Origin of the sequence: Tautonia sociabilis (genome assembly GCF_003977685.1) — a bacterium.
Lineage (GTDB): Bacteria > Planctomycetota > Planctomycetia > Isosphaerales > Isosphaeraceae > Tautonia > Tautonia sociabilis.
On sequence record NZ_RYZH01000001.1, the window covers coordinates 217,956 to 237,978 of the forward strand.

Annotated in this window: 11 protein-coding genes; 6 read left to right on the top strand and 5 right to left on the bottom strand. The window is 70.4% G+C overall.

What is annotated here, in order from left to right; translation table 11 throughout:
- Positions 1-12: 12 nt before the first annotated feature.
- Positions 13-411: a D-ribose pyranase gene (rbsD, locus tag TsocGM_RS00880; protein ID WP_126723425.1), complete on the bottom strand. Its 399-nt coding sequence runs from the start codon at positions 409-411 to the stop codon at positions 13-15.
- Between the two features lie 274 nt (positions 412-685).
- On the opposite strand from rbsD, the gene TsocGM_RS00885 reads away from it, so the two are divergent.
- From TsocGM_RS00885 to TsocGM_RS00895, 3 genes are all read left to right on the top strand, one after another.
- Positions 686-2,770, top strand: a complete 2,085-nt coding sequence (locus TsocGM_RS00885; protein ID WP_126723426.1) for a hypothetical protein — start codon at positions 686-688, stop codon at positions 2,768-2,770.
- A gap of 157 nt (positions 2,771-2,927) precedes the next feature.
- The gene (locus tag TsocGM_RS00890; RefSeq protein WP_126723427.1) at positions 2,928-3,653 is read left to right on the top strand and encodes an O-methyltransferase; all 726 of its coding nucleotides are present in this window, start codon (positions 2,928-2,930) and stop codon (positions 3,651-3,653) included.
- 73 nt (positions 3,654-3,726) lie between these two features.
- Positions 3,727-5,082 (top strand): hypothetical protein, encoded by a 1,356-nt coding sequence (locus TsocGM_RS00895; RefSeq protein ID WP_126723428.1) that lies wholly within the window; start codon positions 3,727-3,729, stop codon positions 5,080-5,082.
- A gap of 92 nt (positions 5,083-5,174) precedes the next feature.
- Here TsocGM_RS00895 and TsocGM_RS00900 read toward each other — a convergent pair whose 3' ends face one another.
- Both TsocGM_RS00900 and dacB read right to left on the bottom strand, forming a co-directional pair.
- A complete protein-coding gene (locus TsocGM_RS00900; RefSeq protein ID WP_126723429.1) occupies positions 5,175-6,560 on the bottom strand; it encodes a cobyrinic acid a,c-diamide synthase in 1,386 nt (461 codons plus the stop codon).
- A 207-nt stretch (positions 6,561-6,767) separates the two neighbouring features.
- Positions 6,768-8,459, bottom strand: a complete 1,692-nt coding sequence (gene dacB, locus TsocGM_RS00905) for a D-alanyl-D-alanine carboxypeptidase/D-alanyl-D-alanine endopeptidase (protein ID WP_126723430.1) — start codon at positions 8,457-8,459, stop codon at positions 6,768-6,770.
- A gap of 334 nt (positions 8,460-8,793) precedes the next feature.
- On the opposite strand from dacB, the gene TsocGM_RS00910 reads away from it, so the two are divergent.
- The 3 genes from TsocGM_RS00910 to TsocGM_RS00920 all read left to right on the top strand — a co-directional run bounded on the left by TsocGM_RS00910 (position 8,794) and on the right by TsocGM_RS00920 (position 13,118).
- Positions 8,794-9,939: a DUF4331 family protein gene (locus TsocGM_RS00910; RefSeq protein ID WP_158633320.1), complete on the top strand. Its 1,146-nt coding sequence runs from the start codon at positions 8,794-8,796 to the stop codon at positions 9,937-9,939.
- A 134-nt stretch (positions 9,940-10,073) separates the two neighbouring features.
- Positions 10,074-11,441 carry a tetratricopeptide repeat protein gene (locus TsocGM_RS00915; RefSeq protein WP_126723432.1) on the top strand — a complete coding sequence of 456 codons (1,368 nt, stop codon included), beginning with the start codon at positions 10,074-10,076 and terminating at the stop codon, positions 11,439-11,441.
- Between the two features lie 192 nt (positions 11,442-11,633).
- A complete protein-coding gene (locus TsocGM_RS00920; protein ID WP_126723433.1) occupies positions 11,634-13,118 on the top strand; it encodes an NADP-dependent isocitrate dehydrogenase in 1,485 nt (494 codons plus the stop codon).
- A gap of 261 nt (positions 13,119-13,379) precedes the next feature.
- On the opposite strand, the gene TsocGM_RS00925 is transcribed toward TsocGM_RS00920, so the two are convergent.
- On the bottom strand, positions 13,380-16,223 hold the full coding sequence (locus tag TsocGM_RS00925) for an FG-GAP-like repeat-containing protein (protein WP_126723434.1): 2,844 nt from the start codon (positions 16,221-16,223) through the stop codon (positions 13,380-13,382).
- 372 nt (positions 16,224-16,595) lie between these two features.
- A complete protein-coding gene (locus TsocGM_RS00930; RefSeq protein WP_126723435.1) occupies positions 16,596-19,985 on the bottom strand; it encodes a PVC-type heme-binding CxxCH protein in 3,390 nt (1,129 codons plus the stop codon).
- Positions 19,986-20,023: the final 38 nt, after the last annotated feature.

The following is a 20,023-nucleotide window of genomic DNA, read 5'->3' on the forward strand; positions in this document are numbered from 1 at the left end:
GGGGATCCGAAGTCAGAACGGGCTGCCGCAGAGGACCCGGAGGCTCGCGTACGGGGTGAACTCCCCGGTTCGGATGATCCCCTTGGCGTCGAGGCCCTTCTCCTTGAATTCGTGGAGGGGCTCCTCGTCGACGTCGATATCCCGGCCGATCAGGTCGAGGATCGCCTGGTACATTTCCGGGCTGTAGTCGTGGATCTCCGACGGCACGGTGACCGCCTCGATGACCAGCTCGTCGGCGATGGCCTTCAGCACGTCGAGGAACCGGGGGATGCCGGGCGTCAGGGTCAAGTCGATGACGTGACCGTCCGGCGGCAGCGGGTATCCGGCGTCGACGATGAGCAGCTCGTCCAGGTGGCCCAGCTCGGCCAGGAGCGAGCAGATCGCCGGATTGAGGATGCCGCGCTTCTTCATCGATCTCGAGACCTCGCCAATCGCACGACGCAAGTCCGCCCGGAGGAATCGAGCGGGGACGGATCCGGCCGTCGAACCGATCCATTGTAGCGGTTCCGGGGCCCGGCCACTATGCCTTACATCCGGCCCGGGAGCGGCGGGAGCGGCGGAGGAGGGTCGCACCCGAGGCCGCGATCGATCATGATGGGACGGGGCTGGCCTCCCCCCTCCCGGGAGCGACCGAGGGGGGCCGATGGGCCCCCTCGAGGCGATTCGATCCCTCCGGAGGCGCGCGATGGCCGGTGCTCGGATCGACCAGTTGCGATGGGCGGCGATCGCGGCGATCATCCTCGCCGGGCTGGCCTCTCCGGGCTCCGGGCCCGGCCAGGAGGCCTCGGGACCTCCCTCGACGCTGCAGGACGCGAGGCTCCGGCGTCTCCGAGAGGCGTCCTCCTCCTGGGAGCTACGCTCCGGGCCCAGAAGGGAGGTCGTTGACGTCGTCTGCCTGGTGCCCGACGCGGCCTCCTTCCTCGAGGCGATCGCCACCTGGGACGAGTCGCACTGGTTCCCGATCCTGATTGAGGACGTTGAATACACGCCCAAGTTCCTCCGCGCCTTCCGCCCGGCCCGGGTCCTCCGCTTCCCGAGCCGGGGACGGCCCGAGCAGGGGGATGCCCTCTGGGAGAAGGCGGCCGCCGCCGTCGGCCGGGCCTGGACCGGAGCCGATCCCACCGCCCCCCCTGGCGACCGTCCTCCCCCGCCGACGATCCGACGCCCGCCTCCGGGAGTGGTCGTCTCCAACCCCGCCGCCTCGGCCCTTCCCGGGGCCGTCGCCCTGGCCGCCGGTCGGTTCCAGCCGCTCGTCCGCTGGGAGCCTGGCCTCGGGTTCGACGAGATGCCCTCCCAGGAGGAGGCCCAGCGCCTCGCCCGGGAGCTGCAAGCGATCGTCTCCCGGGGGATCCCCGACCACGAGCGGCTCGGCGACGACTGCGACTTCCTGACCCTGGCGCTGGAACTGCCCTATCGCTACCAGGATCCTTCCGTCGCGCAGGGGGGACTCACTTGGAAACCCGGCCCGGCGGCGCTGGACGACCTGATCGGCCGGCATCTGGTGGTTCCCCAGCCCGACACGGTCCGGATCCGATGGGCCTTCACCGGCCGGCTGCTGGGGGACGAGATCCGATCGACCTACGCCGCGATGTGCAGCCTCTTCCTCCGCCCCAGCCGGGCGGCCTTTTTCGACGGCTACGCCGAGCGGCGAGACGCCTTCGTCCCGTATCACCAGGGCCCAGCCATCGACCGCCTGGCCGGCCTCGTCGAGGTGGCCCGGCGCCCCGGCCGGAGGGAGGACCTCGACGCCTGGCATGACGCCTTCGACCCGGTCAACCGCTCCAACCTGCTGCTCATCAGCTCGTCGGGAGGACCGGATTATTTTGATCTCTCCGGCCCGCTCCGGGGGACGACCTGGGACGTCCCCCCGTCCGAGCCCGTCGCGGTGGTCATGTACCACAGCTTCTCCGCCGCCAACCCGAGGGACCCGAACACGATCGCCGGCCGATGGCTGGCCGGCGGCGCGTTCGCGTACTTCGGCTCGGTGCACGAGCCCTACGTGCAATCGTTCCGCACGCCAACGTTGCTCGCCGACCTGCTGGCCCGGGGCCTCCCCCTCGGCGCGGCCGTCCGAATGCTTCCCGAAGAGATCCCCGCCTTCGGCAACTGCTGGCGCCTGGCCTACCTGGGCGACCCCCTCTTCCGCCTCGACCCCGAGCCTCCTCGGCGACGGCTCGAACGCTGGGCGGTTCTCGACGGCTGGAAAGCCTACGACGCCCCCGGGGCCCCGCCTCCCCCCGGCGACCCCTTCGCCGCGATCAGCTGGGCGGTCCGCGCCACCATCGACGCCGCCCGGTCGGGAGTCGACCCCCCGGAGGAGCTGGTCTCCCTCCTCCAGAAGATCGACCCCGACACGCTCGACGGGACGCTTCGCGAGTTCCGGGACCTGCTGCTGGCCGACTCCCTCTCCCGGCTCGACCGGCCCGACGACCTCCGCGCCGTCCTCGCCGATCGCCCGACAGGCGAGCTCTCCCCGTCGGCCCGGCGATGGCTGGAATCGGCCCAGGTTTCCTCGATCCACCGGGCCCTGGCCTCCGGAGACTGGGACCGAGCCGCGGGCACCTGGTCCGAGCTTGCCTCCTCGACGCCCCCCGGGCCGCTGCTCAAGGCGATGATCGACCGCGTCCGCCCCGCCGCCGAGGGCCGCCAGGACCGCCTCCAGGACTGGAACCGCCGCCTTCTCGCCGCGAGGAGGGGCCTCTCGGACCAGCCGGCGCTGGTGAAGATCCTCGACGAGGAGCTGGCGAAGCTCGGCGGCGACGCCGGTTGACCGGGCACCCCCCGGGGCCGGTCGCCGCTCGCGGAGTTCGGGTAGGCGCCCGATCCCCCCGGCGGTATAAGCAGGAGCCCCAACAGGGACGTTGCAGCTCGTGGGACGGGATGCCACGCACGGAGGGCGTCCGGGGCGGGAACGACGGATCGAACCCATGGTCCAGACGCGCATCCAGAGAACGTTCGCACCGGTGAAGCGGTACGCCCCGACGTGGGTCTGGCGACCGATCCGGTCCTCGATGACGGCGCTGCTGGCGCCGATCCGCTTCAGCCTGGAGTCCGGCCACTGGCGGAGCAGCTTCGCCAACGCCGCCCTCTCCCGGCGGGGCACGCCGATTCCCTGGTACACCTACCCCTGTGTCGACTTCCTCAAGACCAGGGACTTCCGCAATCGGACCGTGCTCGAATTCGGCGCCGGGCACTCGACGCTCTGGTGGGCCGAGCGGTGCGAGCGGGTCGTCTCCTTCGAGGACAACCGCTCCTGGCACGACCGGCTGCTCGACCGGCTTCCCTGGAATGTCGACCTTCACTTGCTTCCCGAACTGGCGCCGGGCACCGGCGACTGCGCCCGGGAGGTCCGAGATCGGCTCCGGGGGCAGGAGATCGCCGGGTTCGACGTGGTGGTGATCGACGGCCTCGACCGCTTCGGCCTGATCGACGTCGCCTGCGAGGCGGTGGCCGACGACGGGATCATCATCTGCGACAACGCCGAGGGGTACGGCTTCGCCGAGGGATTCAGCGACCGGGGCTTCGGCCGGGTCGACTTCTTCGGCTACAGCGCCGGGGTCGTGCTGCCGCACTGCACGTCGGTCTACTTCCGGGAGCGGGCCTTCGTCTTCACCCCGGCGGCGCCGATCCCGACGATCGCCCACGAGTGCTGACGCCGATCCCCAGGTCGCTCCGGGGGGCCTCCCCGGGGCGGCCGGCCTCCGGACCTCGCAGGGATGCGCACCGATGGAGATGGATCGGGTCTTCGTGCTCCTGACCGCCGCGGTGATCCTCTCGCTCGTCGGCTACCGGGTCTGCCGCAGGGACTTCGACCCGTTCGCGCCGATCTGGCTGTTCCTGACCGGTTACGCGCACGTCTACGTCCTCCAGGCATACTCGTTCCGGGACTGGGCGCTGGCGACCCGGCCGATCGACGTGGTGACGACCGCCAACGCCCGGGCCCTCTGGGCGTTACTGCTGTTCCTGGCCGTCTACTACAGCGGCATCGGTCGGCTGCTGGCCCGCCAGCTCCCGAGGCCTCCGAGGCGGTGGGCCACCGGCCCGCTGGCGATGATGGTGCCGCTGATGGCGGCCTGGGGCCTGATCTGCACCGCGGTGGTCGTGCGCAAGACCGCCGGGCAGCTCGACACCGCCATCGGCGGCTGGACTGCCGTCGCCCTCCAGTTCCCGACGATGCAGCTCATCGCCGGCACCCTGCTAATCGTCACCGGCCGGCAGCCCCATCGGCCGAGGCCGGCGCTGACGCTCGCGGGGCTGGCGTTGACGCTGATGTATACGCTCGTCTGGATGTACCTTGGGAAACGATCGCACTCGCTCTTCGGGGTGCTGACGCTGCTGTGTGCCTGGTACCTGCCCCGGTTCAAGCGCCCCTCGCTGGGAACCCTGGCCGCCGCCGCCTTCCTCGGCTGCCTGGTGGTGGCCCTGGCGATCTCCTGGAGGCTGCACCGCAACCGGGGGAACGACGCCAGCGTCGACTCCTTCGTCGCCTTCGCCGCCGAGTTCGACCCCTCGGCGATCCTCGTCAGCCTGAGCATCGAGGACGAGCCCGGCCGAGACCTCGCCCGCAGCCGGGCCCAGCTTTCCCGGGAGACGACCGAGTACGGCGGCTACCTCCTGATGCTGGACACCGTCCCGAACAAATCACCGCACGATTACGGCCTGAATTATCTGCGGCTGGTCTCGACTTACATCCCCCGGGTGGTCTGGCCCGAGAAGCCGATCTACGGCCGGGACCGCTGGGTGTCGGCCTGGGTCGCTGGATCGGAATTCAAGCGCAAGGATGACTTCACCGGACCGGCCATTGGCATCCTCGGCGCGGCTCAGCTCAACGGCGGGGCGACCGCCACCGTGCTCGTCATGGTCGTCGTCGCCGTCGTGATCCGCACCGGATACGACTACTTCCGCTACCACGCCGACGCCCCCTGGGCCCAGGCCTGGTGGGCATCGACGTACTTCAACGCCTGGCTGATGACCGTCAACGACGACCCGGCCGTTTGGTTCTATTACCTCTACGGCCACATGATCCTGCCGCCGCTGGTCTTCCTCTGGGTGGTCAACCGTCTCGGCGAAACCCGCGCCTGACCCAAACGCCGGGCGCGCCGACGAAACCGCAGCCAGGCGGAAGAACCAGCCGGTCCCGCTCGATCCGTCCGATCCGGTCGTCCAGGCGTCGCTCAGCGGCCGCCGACGGTCGGCTCGGCGACGCCGCATCGGCCCAGCCCGGCGATCGAGGACACCACCTGGGGCAACGAGGCCAGGTGCAGGTGGATCAGGCTGCCGACGGCATTGCGGCGGAAGGCCAGATCCCGCTCGGCGGTCAGGAACCCGGATGAGGCGGGGCAGTCTCCCGGCTCGGGGGCCGGCAGCAGCCGCCATCGATTCGAGTGGTATCCCCGGAGGATCGACCCCGCCTGGCCGAGCAGGCCCGATCGGGTCAAGGTCCGGGAGACAGGGGAGGGGGGCTCGGGTTCAGGAAGCAGTTCGGCATCGAACGGGAAGAGGCCAACTCCCGGGACGACGCGGTCCCCCAGCCTCATCAACCGGCCGAGGTAGGCGCATCCCCCCCCCTCAGCGTAGAGCGGCCGGCCCCGGCAGACCCACGAGCGCAGCGCCGAGATCAGGCAGGCGTTCCCGGCCAGTTCCTCGGCGAAGCGGTCGGGGAAGCCGCAGCCGATCATCACCAGATCGACCCCCGGGGGCAGGTCGCCATCGCACAGCGGAGAGAACTCGACGAGCTGGGCCCCCAGCGCCTCGAGCGTCTCCAGGGTGTCCGGGAAGTAGTCGCCGAAGGCGTCGTCGTGGGCGTAGGCGAGCTTGAATCGGCGACCGCTCGGGGGCAGGGCGGAGGGATCCGTCGGCGGCATCGGCCGGGAAGCGGCCAGCGTGAGCATCGCGTCGAGGTCGGAGCAGCGGGCCAGGCTCCGGCCCAGCTCGGCCGCCAGGCCGTCGTCGAGCGGCCGGTCCCTCCGGGATTCCCGCAGGGCGAGCCGGGCCGACGGCAGGGCCTCCAGCGCCCCCAGCACGGGGCGGTCGAGCACCAGTTCGACCATCCTCCGCATCGCGGAGAACTCGGAACGGCACCGCAGGCCGTCGAGGATTACCGCGTCCACCCCCCGGACCAGGTGGGGGAGGTGGAACTGGTCGAGCCGGTCGCACGGCACGGCGGCGATAATCGGCGCGTCCAGCGCCTCGGCGAGCGGCAACAGGGCCCCCGGCCGGCGGCAGGTCGACAGGCAGGAGTCCTCGTATGACGACCCGCCCACGGAGGCCGGCACCTCCTCGATCGTCCCCTCAACGATCGCCAGGTCGGCCGACTCCGCTCCCCGGGCGAAGACCGACCGGCAGGCTGCCGGGGGCATCAGCCAGGCGTCCAGATGACGGCCGGGCAGGCCCGTCAACGCCCCCACCGCCCGGGTCCCCACCGGGCAGGCCCAGGAACGGAAATGCTGCACGCGAAGCCCGTGGTCGACCAGCGCCGCCAGCATCGCGATTCCCACCGGGGCCGGGTCGGGGCCCGCTCCGGGAATCGCCAATGCCAGCCGCGCCTTGGGTGGACTCATCGTGCACACCAGGAGCGCCGACCCAGGGGACGCCGGCGTTGCGACGCTCCCGGGACTCGGACTCGGGCCAGAGTGTCAATCGCCATGGGTCGGGCCGCGGCCGGGTCGGGCCCAGGCCGCGAGTCCCGGTCATCCTCAAAATGATAGGGTCGACCTCGAAGCGGTCAAGTCGGTTGCGACCACCCCATCTTCAATGCGCTCGGCCGATCAATCCGATCCCAGGTGGTGCTCGCGATCGAGGGACTCACCCAGCCGGACACCCTGTTCCTCCAAGGAGGAAGGCGGCGAGGAGGAGGGGGAGCCCTCGGGGGAGGGCTGATCGGAATAGAACAGCTCGCAGAGTTTCCCGAGCAGGCGGGCGGCGTAGAGGTCGGTGACGGCCCGGTCGGTGGTCGAGGGCGAGGCCGGCACGTGGTTGACGAAGAAGGCGAAGGCGAGGTCGCGCCCCGAGGCGGTCTCGAGGTAGCCGGCCAGCGACTTCGTCAGCAGGAGCGACCGGCCGGTGGTGGCGTCGGTCGTGAAGGCGGAGCCAGAGGCCGATCGGGCGTGCCCGCGGGCTGGACTGTCGGCCGCCACCACATCGAGCGCCGTCCCTTCCCGGCCGATCACCGGCAGGGCCGCCTCGAAGGCCGGGGCGCCGGGGCGGCCGTCCATCGCTCGCAGCAGCGCGACGACCGCCCGGGGGGAGACCAGGTCGGCTCGGTCGATCCCGGCGCCGTCGGCCAGGCAGATCCCCTGGGTGGGCAGGCCGAGCCCCGCCAGGACCTCTCCCAGGATCCGAAGCCCCTCGGCCTGCGTTCGCCGACCCTTCGAGGCGGCCAGCAGCAGGGGAAGCGCGGCGGCGTGCTGGTGGTGGCCCACCTTCAGCAACACCCGGACATACTCCCGGAGGGGAGGAGAGGTGTACTGGGCCACCTTCGGCAACGCGGCGACCTCGGCCGGTGCCGGCAGGAGCGAGGCCGGATTGCCCGCCAGCGGGGACGCGTCGACCCGCACCCCCCGGGCCCGGAGCTGTTCGATCAGCAGGGCTCGGGCGAAGTCGGCCGGCTGCTCCACCTCCGAGGCCAGGACCACGGGAGGCTGACCGACCGGCAGCTGGCCCCGGATCGAGAAGCGCCTTGGCCCCTCCCGGCGCACCTCCAGCCGGGGGGGCTGGCCCTCGGCCACGGTCTCCACCAGGGCCTCGGCCGAGTAGTAGGACGAGGAGGGGATGGTTCGCACCTCGGCCGGCTTGCCGGGCTCGGCGGCGGGGGTGACCACCACGTCGATGAGGTTGTCGTTCACCGAGATCGGGACCACTCGGGACGGCACGGCGCCTCCCGTCGGCGTTCCCTCGAAGAGGCGGTCGTCAACGATCACCTCCCCGGTGACGGCCGAGATGCCGGCCGCCTTGACCTCTCGGGCCAGGTGGTCCAGACCCGCCAGCGGATCGGCCTCGACCAGGGCCGCTCCCCGGGACAGCCCCGCCCGGGTGTGATCCACGTCCCGGTAGAGCAGCGAGCCGTCCTTCGGACTGGTGCGGCCTCCAAGGCTCGGGTCGCCCACCGCCATCAGGATCAAGTCCCCGTGCAGTGAACCGTCGGGGCCAACCTCCCCCCGGCGCAGCACCGGGGTCTGGAACCGGTGCTCCGCCCCCAGCGCCTCCAGGGCCGCCGCCGCCGGGAAGAGCTGGGCGACCTCCCCGGGGATGAACAGCCGGTCGGCCTCGTGCTCGAAGACCACCTCGCCGGTCCCTCGGTCGACGACCAGGAGGCCCCAGTGCCCCATCTCGAACCCGGGGGTGGCGAGGATCTCCGCGACCCGATCGGCCAGCCCCTCCCGCTGGGCCGACACGGCTCCCGGGGCCAGCGTCAGCATCCAACCGATCCCCGCCCCGATCGCTCCCAGCGTGCGTGCCATGTCGCCTCCTCTCGCCAACCCCCAACCGGGCCGCCCTGGTCCCGACGCCCATTGGGCTCCGTCCGCTCCCCGTGGCCGACCCCATCTTATCCCCCCGCCCGCGATCGGGGAGCCCGATCCGGGGCCGATTTCCCCGAGCCCAGCCAACCCGACAGGAGCGAGAGGATCCGCTGGTCGCCGCAGACGTTATCCGCTCTTCTTCCGGCCTTTTTTCTCTTTTCCTCCTGGATTCGACTCCTTCCCCGAATTAACATCTCCCTTGCTTGATCTGAATTCGGGGCATCGCAGGCTCTTGCCCGCGTGGTGGCGGCTTTTCACCTCAGAGGAACGTGCCATGAGATGCTCATGTCGAAGTTCGAGTCGATCGCGCCGGCCGGGTCGGGTCCTGATCGCGGTCGGCCTGTTCCTGGCGGCGATCGTCCCCGGCCGCCTCGCCGACGGGGCCGATCATCGCGACGGTCCGCTGCTGTCGGGCCGCAACACGCTGTCGATCGGGAACCTGGACCTCAACGATTTGTACCTGTTCCAGGGCCGGAACCCTCGGAACACCGTGATGATCCTGACCGCGGGGCCGGCGGCCGGCGTGCTCGCCCCCCCGGTCTTCTTCCCGGGGGCCTTCTACGAGTTCCGGATCGACAACACGGGGGACAACGTCGACGACCTGCTGATCCAAGTCGTCTTCTCCGACCCCGATCGCTTCCTCCGCCAGCGCTACCAGGTCCGTCGCTTTGAGCTCGCCACCGGCCGAAGCCAGGTGCTGGCCACCGGGATCACGGGCCGGACGACCTTCCTCCGGGGGGGAGGGGCCGCTCAGGCCGGCCTCTTCGACGACCCGTTCTTCTTCAACGCGCCGGGGTACGCGTTCTTTCGCTCGACGGCCCTCGGTGAGCAGCCCCTCCCGCCGGGGTTGAACCCCCTGAGCATGCTGTTGCCTCCGGCGGCCCCGATCAACTCGTTCGCCAACTTCAACACGCTGGCGATCGTGCTGGAGATCCCCAGCATCCGCCTCGTCTCCTCGAGGAGCAACCCGAAGCTCGGCGTGTGGATCCGGACGGTCACGCCCGACGGCCTCACGCAGGTCGACCGGACGGCCTTGCCGGCGATCAACACGGTCGCCGTCCCGACCGCCCTGCAAGGACAGTTCAACCAGCTGACCCCCGCCGACGACCCCGCGTTGCGAACCGGGGCCGCCGCCTTCCTGGTCCAGCTCTACGGGCTCGACTCGCAGACGGCCATGGCCCTGGCCAGCACCGTTCTGCCCGACCGGATGCCCTTCGACGTGACCAGCTCGCAGGGGTTCAATGACGGCCTGACGCTGACCCTCAACGGCCGTCGGCTGACCGACGATGTGGTCGACGCCGCCTTCAACGCGCTGACCGCAGGAGCCGTGACCGGCGACTTCGTGGTGAACGACTCGGTCTTCCGGACCACCTTCCCCTACCTCGGCCGGCCGCTCCCGCCGAGGCCCGTCGGGCGCTGACACTCGTTCCCCCGGGGGAGGCGGCCTCCCTCGCCAACTCTCCCGGGCCGACCAAACGATCGGATCGATCCCAACCGCGCCGGTCTTCCGTTCGAGACCGCGGCAGCAGGCCCCGTCGCTGAGGAGTCCCGGCAATGAGCCCGAGCCGCCCGCTCTCCACCCGGACCGTGATCGCTTGCCTGGGCGCCGTCTTGTTCGTCGCCGTCCCGGCTCCGGCCTGGCAGCCAGGGCGTTCCCCCGAGGGCGTTCAGGAGCCTCGGCCCGCCAAGCCCGAGCCGCCGACCGACGAGCCTCCCCCCGAGGACGGCGGCCCGATCGCCTTCATGTACTCCACCGAGCAGGCGGTTGCCCTGTTCGAGCGCCGGGTCGCCGCCAATCCCAACGACTTCCAGAGCCTCGCCCGCCTCGGCCAGTTTCGGTTGCTGCTCGCCCGAGAGGGAGGAGGCCCCGAGTGCTACACCGAGGCCGAGGCGGCCCTTCGCCGGGCCCTGGAGCTGAACCCGAAGCTCTCGGCCGCCGAGGGGCTGCTCGCCGCGGCCCTCAACGGGCAGCACCGCTTCGCCGAGGGTCTGGAGCACGCCAGGTCGGCCGTCGAGGCCGACCCGGAGGATCTCAACGCCCGGGCCGTCCTCTCCGATTCGCTCCTGGAACTCGGGCGCTACGACGAGGCCGAGGCCGAGGTCCGTCGGCTCTACGAACTGGCCCCCGTGCCGGAGGTCGAGGCCCGGTGTTCCCGGCTGGCCGAGCGGCGGGGACGGGTCGACGAGGCGATCGGACGGATGACCCGGGCCGCCGAGGCCGCCTCGGCCTCGAGCGTCTTCCCGCATGCCGACGCCTGGTATCGCGTCCAGCTCGCCGACCTGCTCACCAGCGCCGGACGGCTCGACGAGGCGGAGGCCGTCTACGCCGCCATCCCCGAGGGGATCGACGCCTACCACGACGCCACCGCCGGCCTCGCCCGGGTCAAGGCCTGCCGGGGAGAGACCGAGTCCGCGATCCAACTCTATGAGCGGGCCGTCGCCCTCGGCCCCGACCCGATGATGGTGGTCGGCCTGGCCGAGCTGTACCGCCTCGTCGGCCGAGAGGCCGAGGCCGGCTCGTTGCTGCGAGCGCTCGAGGACGAGCTGCGGTCCCGCCCCGACGAGCGCCGGCACCTGGCCTTGCTCTACTGCGACGAGGGGGATCGGCTCCCGGAGGCCCTCGCCCTGGCCCGACGGGACCTGGAGGACCGGCAGGACGTCGACGCCTTCGCCACGCTCGCCTGGGCGCTGCACAAGAACGGCCGCCACGCCGAGGCGGCCGAGGCGATCGACCGCGCCCTCGGGGTGGGGACCCGAGACGCCCTGATGCACTATCGCGCCGGCCTGATCTTCGAGGCCGCCGGCGACCTCGATCGCTCCCGGGCCCTTCTCCGAGAAGCCCTGGCGATCAACCCCCGCTTCTCCCCCTCGCTCGCCGACGACGCCCGCCGCCGACTCGGCGCCGACGAGGCCCCGAAGTGAGCCCGACTCGCCCCGCCCTCGGGTGGCCGGGGCCCTCGACACCTCAGGGCCCACCGGCCGGTGGCTTGACCGGCGCGCGATGGGTCCGCTACAAGTGGGGGCGGAATCGATGTCCTCAAGCGGCTCTCCCCGATGGTTCGGGAGGCGGCCGGGGGCGACGCAGCCTGATCGGATGACGGGGAGAAGGCGACGATGGCGAGCAATGGCGGCGGGGCGGTCCCGATCACCGTGGCCCACGGCGACGGGATCGGCCCGGAGATCATGGAGGCAACGCTGGCGATCTTGCAGGAGGCTGGCGCCCGGCTCAAGCTGGAAACAATCCAGATCGGCGAGGCCGTGTACAAGGCCGGACACTCGGCCGGCATCACTCCTGAGGCGTGGGAGTCGCTCCGCCGGACGAAGGTGTTCCTCAAGGCTCCGATCACCACGCCCCAGGGAGGAGGCTTCAAGAGCCTCAATGTCACCGTCCGCAAGACGCTCGGCCTGTATGCCAATGTGCGCCCCTGTGTGGCCTACGCCCCTTATGTTCGCACGAAACACCCGGGCATGGATGTGGTGATCGTTCGAGAGAACGAAGAGGACCTCTACGCGGGCATCGAGCATCGCCAGACCGACCAGGTGATGCAGTGCTTGAAGCTCATCAGCCGTCCCGGGTGCGAAAAGATCGTGCGGTACGCCTTCGAGTACGCCCGGAAGAACAACCGCAAGAAGGTCACCTGCTTCACCAAAGACAATATCATGAAGCTGACCGACGGGTTGTTCCATAAAGTCTTCGACGAGATCGCCAAAGACTACCCCGAGATCGAGAACGAGCACTGGATCATCGACATCGGCGCCGCGAAGATGGCCGACACCCCCGGCGCCTTCGACGTGATCGTCATGCCGAACCTCTATGGCGACGTTCTCTCCGATGTCGCCGCCCAGATCGCCGGCTCGGTCGGGCTCGCCGGATCGGCCAACATCGGTGATCAGTGCGCGATGTTTGAGGCGATCCACGGCTCGGCCCCTCGGCGAGCGGGGCAGAACCTGGCCAACCCTTCCGGCTTGTTCCTTGGCGGCGTGATGATGCTCGTCCACATCGGCCAGACCGAGGCCGCCGAGCGGGCGCACAACGCCTGGCTGAAGACCCTGGAAGACGGCATCCACACGTACGACATCTTCGACGAGAAGGTGAGCAAGCGAAAGGTTGGCACCAAGGAGTTCGCCCAGGCCGTCATCGAGCGACTCGGTCAGAAGCCTGAGCATCTGAAGGCCGTCTCCTACGCTTCGGCGGGGGCTGCGCCCAGTCAGGATCGCTCCTCCCCGGCCGAGCGGTCACGCAACGCGACTTCCCGAGCGCGGAAGGAATTGGTCGGGGTGGATGTCTTTCTGGATTGGACCGCCGGTTCTCCGGACGACCTTGGCTCGACGCTCGCTCCGTTGGCCGGCCCCGAGCTTGAGCTGAAGATGATCAGCAACCGCGGGCTGAAAGTCTGGCCGAACGGCCTTCCGGAAACCTTTTGCACCGATCACTGGCGCTGTCGCTTCATGAACGCCAAGGACGGGGCCCCAATCTCGCACCGTCAGGTCATCGACCTGCTTGGTCGGATCGAAACCGCCGGCCTCGACTTCATCAAGACCGAGCATCTCTGTACCTTCGACGGCGAGCCGGGATATTCCCTTGGTCAGGGGCAATGATCCCGCTCCAGGAGCCAACCGGCGCCCCAGCCTCTTGAGCGATCGGCGCTCCGCGTCGCTTGAGAGTTGGGCGTGCCGGACCCGTCCTGGTCTTGGTCGTCTCCTCGGCAGCGAACCCGCCCTCGTTCGGACGCGCCGGATCAAGGGGCTTGCCCCTCTGCCCCACCTTCCGTGGACTCGGATCCGGGGAACGGTCCTCTTGGGCACGATCCCAAGCCTTCCGCGCGATTCAGATCAGAACGTTCCTCGATCCGAGACCGGTCACCAGCGCAGGCCGGGGCTTCGGTATCGACCCCGGATCCAGGAGGTTTTGGACAGATACGCCGACGATTCGAGAATGCGAGCCAGGATCTCCGCGTCGCTGGCCCCGGCCTGCCGCGCCGACACCAGGGTCGCGATGAGGGCCGGGTCGGGATTCGTCGGCGGCGATCCGGCCGGAGCCCCGATGGGCACACGGAGCACCCCGTTGCTCTCATCCGGGAGGTAGCGGAACAGCAGGTTGACCACGTCCCGCTCGTAGGCCGGCGTGCTGAAGACCAGGGCCCGGGCCATGCTCTGCCTGGTCTCCCGGCCCCGGTTCAGCGCGTTGAGCCGCTCGGACAGGACGTTCTGGGGCAGCGGGTCGACGCCGTAGAGGTCGCGGAAGGCGGCCCGGATGAACCCCTCGTTGGTGCCTCCGTTCCTGGCGAGGTATTCCGGAGAGCTGACGATCAGGATCCGGAGTTCCTCTCGGCTCGAAAAGCCCGACAGCGCGGCGATCGTCGCCGAATCGGCTTCTCGTCCCAAAAGTTGTTGGACTTGCTCCCGGACGTACTGGGCCCTGGCCTCGGGGGCGTCGATGATCGCCCGGAAGAAGGCACCGGGGGTGATTGCCCCCCGGGTGAACGCCTTCAGCCAGTCGCCCACCTCGTGCGGGGTCGGAGCGTTCTGGTTCACATCGATCAGGGCTGATCGCACGAGCCCCGCGGCCAGGGAGGTCCGCTCGTACCGCCCTCCACTGGCGATCAGTTTGGCCAGGATCCGCTCTTCTGGTTGACCTCCGATCCGGTCCATCAGCAGCGCGGCGATCGCCGCGTCGTCGAACGGAGCGTCGGGGAACTCGGTTCGATACGCGATCACCGCCGGCGCCGCGATCTCCAGCAGAACGAACTCCTCGGAGAGCAGCAGCAGGCGGGCGATCTCCTCGATCGGCAAGTAGCCGCCCTCCACCACCGGCACCAGCGCCGCCACCTCATCCGGGCGGATTGGCCTGCGGAAGATCGTCTGGTACATCCGGCCGAGGATGCCGGCGAGGGAGCCGTCCGTCTTGGCGATCGACTCGGGGGAGAGCAGCAGATCCCGGGCGATCTGCTCCGCCGTTCCCAAGGCGAGCCGCTGCTGGCCGTCGGCGATCTCCTGGGGGGTCGGTTCGCGTTGCAGGTAGCTGTCATACAGCTTGCGGAGGACGACCGTCCTGGCCTCGGGGGTCAGGGCGACGATGTCGGCCAGCGTCTTCGGCGTCCAGGTGTTGCTCAGGATCAGGCCCGAGAAGAACGCCAGGTCCGAGCCGCTCGCCTCCCGGCCGAGGATCGCCCGGAACGTCGCCCGGATGGATCGCTCGACGAAGTTCGGGCTCTGCGCGACCGCCTTCGCGTCGGCTGTCTTCCGGTGCATCGGCCAGGGGGGCGTCAGCGAACTCTCGGGGAGCTGGTAGACCCCCAGCGACCGGGGAGGGTTGACCTGGGCGAACAGGTTCGACGAGGCGACCAGCTCCAGGCCGCCGACCCCGTCGAGCTGGCCGACCGCCGCGGCGTTGACGAGGCCGTCGGCCAGGCCTCCGGGGCCGACCGGCGCCGTGATCCGCCACAGCTCGGCGCCGCTGCGGTCCAGGGCCACCATGTCCTGCAGGCTCGAGGCGATAATGTCCGGGTCGCCATCGCCGTCTGCGTCGGCGATGATCGGAGAGGTGTAGGTGTCGTTCAACCGAGGGGGGACGTCCACCAGCCGGATCCCTCCCTCGAAGCCGGGCAGCGGTTGGCCGTTGCCCCGGACCGCGTGGACGTGGCCGGCGAAGTCGACCGCCACGACCTCCAGCCGGCCATCGCCGTCCAGGTCGGCCACGGCCGGAGAGCTGTACACCTGGCGGTCCTGCGAGGAGTCGGTCGTGGTCCGGTAAGGCCAGCCGGGGACGATGTTGCCCTGGTGGTCGTAGGCGTGGATCGCGTTGGCCGCCACCCGGGCCTGCTCCCGGCGATCGGGGGAGAGGCTGGGATCCAGCAGGGAGAAGTTGATCCCCGTGCCGACGACGATCTCCAGGCACCCGTCCCCCGTCAGATCGGCCAGCACCGGAGACGACCAGATCACCTCGCCGACCGGAATGCGGAACTTCGCCGATCCGTTGGCGTTCAGGACGTTGATCAGTCCGCCGGCCCGGAAGTACGGGTTGTCGCTGGTGTCGCTGCCGAAGACGACCTCGTTGCGGCCGTCCCGGTCGATGTCGCCGACGACGGCGCCGGACTCGATCGTGTCGTCGTTCTGGAATCGCCAGAGCAGCGACCCGTCTTGCCGGAAGGCACTGACATGGTGGCTGAACGAGGTGACGACGATCTCCGGCACGCCGTCGCCGTCCAGGTCCCCGGAGGCCAGTGGGCCGACGACGCCGGCCGACCCGTTGTCGCCGCTGCTCTGGGGCCAGCCGGGGAGCAGTCGACCGGTGGCGGCGTCCCAAGCGAAGACGCGGCCGTCCTCCAATTTGTTGGGGGAGGAAGCCTCGTCCCGTCCCAGCCCGGCGACGATCATCTTCGAGCCATCGGGCCGATCGAGCACGATCGGCGTGGCCTTGACGTTCGCCTCCGCCCCGGTTTCATACCGCTGGAATTCGCGGAGCCGGCCGTCCGATCCGGTCGTATACGCGACCAACCTCCCGCCGGAGGCCGGGGTCAGGATCTCGTCCCGGCCGTCGCCGTCCAGGTCCGCCAACACCGGGGAGCCCACGAAGGGGGTCGAGCGCCAGGCCCCCTGGGGAAGCTCCAGCGGGGAGCCCGGATACGGCTGAGGGGAGCTGAGCACCAGTCGGGGCTCCAGCGACTCGACGCCCGGGAGGGGTCGCCTCGACTTCGGCAGCATGTTGCACCCTCGACGACGAGGGACGGATCGACGACGAGTTCCTCGAGCCGATCGGCCCCGATGGGAGGTCAGGGGGACTGGAACGCCCCCCGGAAGAGCTCGGTGGGGCCCCGGGGGCCGGCTCCAAGGCCGACGCCGGCCCCCGGGGTTCCATTTGTCTGAAGAGAACAGTAGCTCCCGTCCGGAAGGGCAACAATCCGACCGGCCCCGGCTGGGGCCGTCCTCGGGCCTCGTCGCTCCCGGCGGCTCGCCCCGAGTCGGCTCCCTCGGGCTCGGGACGGTCGGGATCCGGGGAGTGCGTGCCGGCTCGACCACGACGAGGCCGACTGGCGTCCGGGTCGAGCGTCGACGCATTGACGGTCGAGGTCGAAGTCAGTGGCCTCGGCCGAAGCGCTGCGCTTCCGCCTTGCGACTGGAGAGGAACTCTACCAGGTCACGCAGGTCGCGCTTCGAGAGCTGCTTGATCAGGTCCGCCGGCATCGCCGAGACCCCCCGCCGGCTCTCCTCGATCTGGTCCTTGGGGACGGTGATCAGCTTGCCTTCGGCGTCCATCAGGGTGAGGGTCTCCCCGGAGTCGTCCTTGACGATCCCCGAGAGGACCTGGCCGTCGGCGGTGGCCACCACGAGCGTTTCGAACCCCTCGGCGATCTCGACGTCCGGGGCGACGATCGACCGCAGCAGGTAGGCCCGGTCCCGCTTCGCCCCGATGTCGGAGAGCGCCGGGCCGACCTCTCCTCCCCGGCCGTCGATCTGATGGCAGCGCTGGCACTGCGCCTCGGTCCGGAAGTAGAAGATGCGGAACCCCCGGCGGGCGTCTCCCCCCTCGAGGGCCTCCAGATACGGCCCGAGCGGATCCCCCTCGGGCCGAGCGGCCTCGTACCGGGCGAGCTTCTCCCGCAGGTCGGAGTCGGACCGCTGCGCCGCCGCCTCGATCAGATCCAATTGGAGCGCTCCCGGCACGTCCCCGGCCAGGAGCCGGTCGAGCCAGGTCGACAGGATTCGGTCCGCCTCCTCCGACTCCATGCCGCCCAGAGTCGCCAGCGCGCCCTGGCGCTCGGCCGTCGAGCCGTTCTGAAGCACCGCCTCAAGGATCGGCAACGCCTCGGCCGGCTCCAGGCCCGAGAGCAGGCGGAGCCCCTCGGTGCGGACCAGCTCGTTCGAGTCGGTGGTCGACCGCCGGGCGACCTCCGCCAGCCGGGGGTCCCCCAGCGCCTCCAGCGCTCGGATCGCCTCCAGGCGCGCCTCCGGACCGATCGAGTCGTCGGCGAACAACTCGAACAGGGCCGGGCCGGCATCGGAGAGCCGCAACGCCGCGACCGCCCTCGCCGCCGCCATCCGGACGCGATCGGGAGCCGACTCCAGCAGCCCGGCAACCCTCGGCCGAAGCTCCTCGACGGCCGAGTCCGCCGGCCGGCTCGCGATCGGACGCCAGAGGCCGACAATGCGGTCTCTCCCGGCCGGCTCGGCCCAATCGGCGAGGATCTCCAGCGCCTCGACCCGGATCTCCTCCGGCATTTTCTCGTCCGAGGCGATCCGGGAAACCGCCTCGGCCGCCTCCGGCCCGCCGACCCTCAGGTTCGCGTTCAACACGCGGCGGAGCAGGGGGGGAGGCATCTCCGCGCTCACCTCCAGCGCGGCGAGTTTCGCCAGGGCCCCCTCGATCGGAGCGTCGTTGATCGCCCTGGCGGCCTCCAGAACGATCCTCGGCTCCGGGTCGTCCAGGAACCGGGCCAGTTCGGGATCCTGCTGGCGGCGGTAGACGAGCAGGGTCGCCAGCCGAACCGAGGCCGACTCGTCCCCCGCCAGCCGATGGAGGTCCTCCGTGTCGGCCGCTCCGAGCAGCCCCATGACGCCCGAGTGGCGGAGGTAGGGGTCGCGGTCGGCGTTCTCCCGAATCATGTTCACCAGGGCGTCGACGCTCTCGTCGAACCTCCCGAGCTTGCCGAGGGCGATCGCCGAGAACATCCGGACCCGGGGGTGCTCGTCGGAGAGACGATCGATGAGGCTGAGCCTTGCGGATTGACGGAACCGAGTCCCCCTGAGGGCATCCGGCGGGTTCTCCAGCCGGTCGCCGAGCACCTTCGCCGCCTGTCCCCGGATCTGAGGCGAGTTGTCCTCCAGGGCTCCGCGCACGGCGGCCAGCGCCGAGAGCTCCGATCGGCCGATCTGCCCGAGCGCCCAGACCGCATGCAGCCGGGTCATCTCGTTGTCGTCCTGAGCCGCGGCCGAGAGGGGGTCGATCGCCTCGGCCCCGAGACCGGCCAGGGCGAACTGCGCCCGCTGCCGGACGCGCTGGTCCGCATGCCCGAGCAGGGCGATCAGCTCGTCCGTCGTCCGCTGCTCGAACCCCTCGGCCAGCAGCCGGGCGACCTCGGCCACGATCGCGTCGGCCGAGCCGTCCGGCGTCAGGTGGTAGATCCTCCCCTTGGTCGGCTTCTCCCAGCCCTCGACCCAGTCACTCACGAACAGGCCGCCGGAGGGGGGGAAGTCAACGTCGGTGGCGAGGATCGACCAGAAGAACGGGTGCTCATCCACCGGCCGGAAACTGGCCCCCTTCGGCTCGACGGCGAACGACCGGATGCCGCTGCTGCCGGCGGTGCCCCGGAAGTCGGCAAGGAAGAAGTGGTCGGCGTACCGATCGGGGAGGCCGGCGCCTCCCGGGTTGTAGGCGAATCCCGACGGGCCGTCGCTCAGGTTCGCCAGCGGGGGAAGCAGGTAGGCGGCGTCGTTCCCCTCCTCGATCGGCTTCCAGAGGTTCTCGGCGTTCCAGGGCCCTCGGGAGTTCGGCTCGTTGATGTACTGCCAGCCCATGTGCCAGCCGGAGTCCCCCCCCTCGACCACGTCGACCAGCCGGGCGCGGTCGCCGCCGTCGCTGTTGTTGTCCACGGTGAAGAGGTTGCCGTACTGGTCGAAGGCCAGCTCCTGCGGGTTCCGCAGGCCGCTGGCGAAGACTTCCAGGTTCGAGCCGTCCGGGTCGCAGCGCAGGACCGCTCCGGTGTGCGGCACGGCCAGGCGAGTCCCTTCGAGCGTCTCCACGTTGAATCCCCGGTCGCCGATCGAGAAGTAGAGCTTCCCGTCCGGCCCGAAGATGAGCCCGTGCAGGTCGTGGCCGAGGAAGCCCACGTGGACGCCGTATCCCGAGTGCAAGACCCGGCGGACGTCGGCCTGGCGGTCGCCGTCGGTGTCTCGGAGCAGCCAGAGATCGGGGATGCAGGCGTACCAGACGTCTCCCCCTCGGGCGAGCACCCCGGCGCCGATGCCCGCGGCCACATCGTCGAAGCCGGAGGCGAAGACCGTCGCCTCGTCGGCCTTCCCGTCGCCATCGGCGTCGACAACCAGCCGGAGGCGGTCGGGGGCGACGCCGTAATTCGCGAAGGTCTCCTCGTCGAGATACTCCCGGTACATGGCGACGCGGTCCTCGACCGAGGTCGCGGCCAGGTCGTCGTCCAGCCAGTTCATGTGGTCCCGGTTGTCGGTCACTCCCTGCCCGTGCCGGAACGTCTCGGCGACGTAGACGCGGCCCCGGTCGTCGATGGCGAAGGCGACCGGATTGGCCAGCATCGGCTCGGCGGCCCAGGTCGAGACGGAGAACCCCTCCGGCACCCGGAAGCCGGCGATCGCCCGCTCGGCCTCATCGGAGGCCGGCGCGATCTCCGGCTCGAAGCCGTCCGAGTCGGCCGCCTCGGACAGCTCCGAGAGGCCGAGGATCGCCACCAGGACAAGTCCTATCGCCGAGCCCCGGGGATTCGCGGGTCGATCCATGGGACGAGTCGCCTCGCTGAGTAGGGAGAGGCGGCCGG

Coding starts and splice junctions, on each gene's coding strand:
- rbsD (WP_126723425.1), bottom strand. CDS start 411: ATGAAGAAGCGCGGCATCCTCAATCCGGCGATCTGCTCGCTCCTGGCC.
- TsocGM_RS00885 (WP_126723426.1), top strand. CDS start 686: ATGGCCGGTGCTCGGATCGACCAGTTGCGATGGGCGGCGATCGCGGCG.
- TsocGM_RS00890 (WP_126723427.1), top strand. CDS start 2,928: ATGGTCCAGACGCGCATCCAGAGAACGTTCGCACCGGTGAAGCGGTAC.
- TsocGM_RS00895 (WP_126723428.1), top strand. CDS start 3,727: ATGGAGATGGATCGGGTCTTCGTGCTCCTGACCGCCGCGGTGATCCTC.
- TsocGM_RS00900 (WP_126723429.1), bottom strand. CDS start 6,560: ATGAGTCCACCCAAGGCGCGGCTGGCATTGGCGATTCCCGGAGCGGGC.
- dacB (WP_126723430.1), bottom strand. CDS start 8,459: ATGGCACGCACGCTGGGAGCGATCGGGGCGGGGATCGGTTGGATGCTG.
- TsocGM_RS00910 (WP_158633320.1), top strand. CDS start 8,794: ATGAGATGCTCATGTCGAAGTTCGAGTCGATCGCGCCGGCCGGGTCGG.
- TsocGM_RS00915 (WP_126723432.1), top strand. CDS start 10,074: ATGAGCCCGAGCCGCCCGCTCTCCACCCGGACCGTGATCGCTTGCCTG.
- TsocGM_RS00920 (WP_126723433.1), top strand. CDS start 11,634: ATGGCGAGCAATGGCGGCGGGGCGGTCCCGATCACCGTGGCCCACGGC.
- TsocGM_RS00925 (WP_126723434.1), bottom strand. CDS start 16,223: ATGCTGCCGAAGTCGAGGCGACCCCTCCCGGGCGTCGAGTCGCTGGAG.
- TsocGM_RS00930 (WP_126723435.1), bottom strand. CDS start 19,985: ATGGATCGACCCGCGAATCCCCGGGGCTCGGCGATAGGACTTGTCCTG.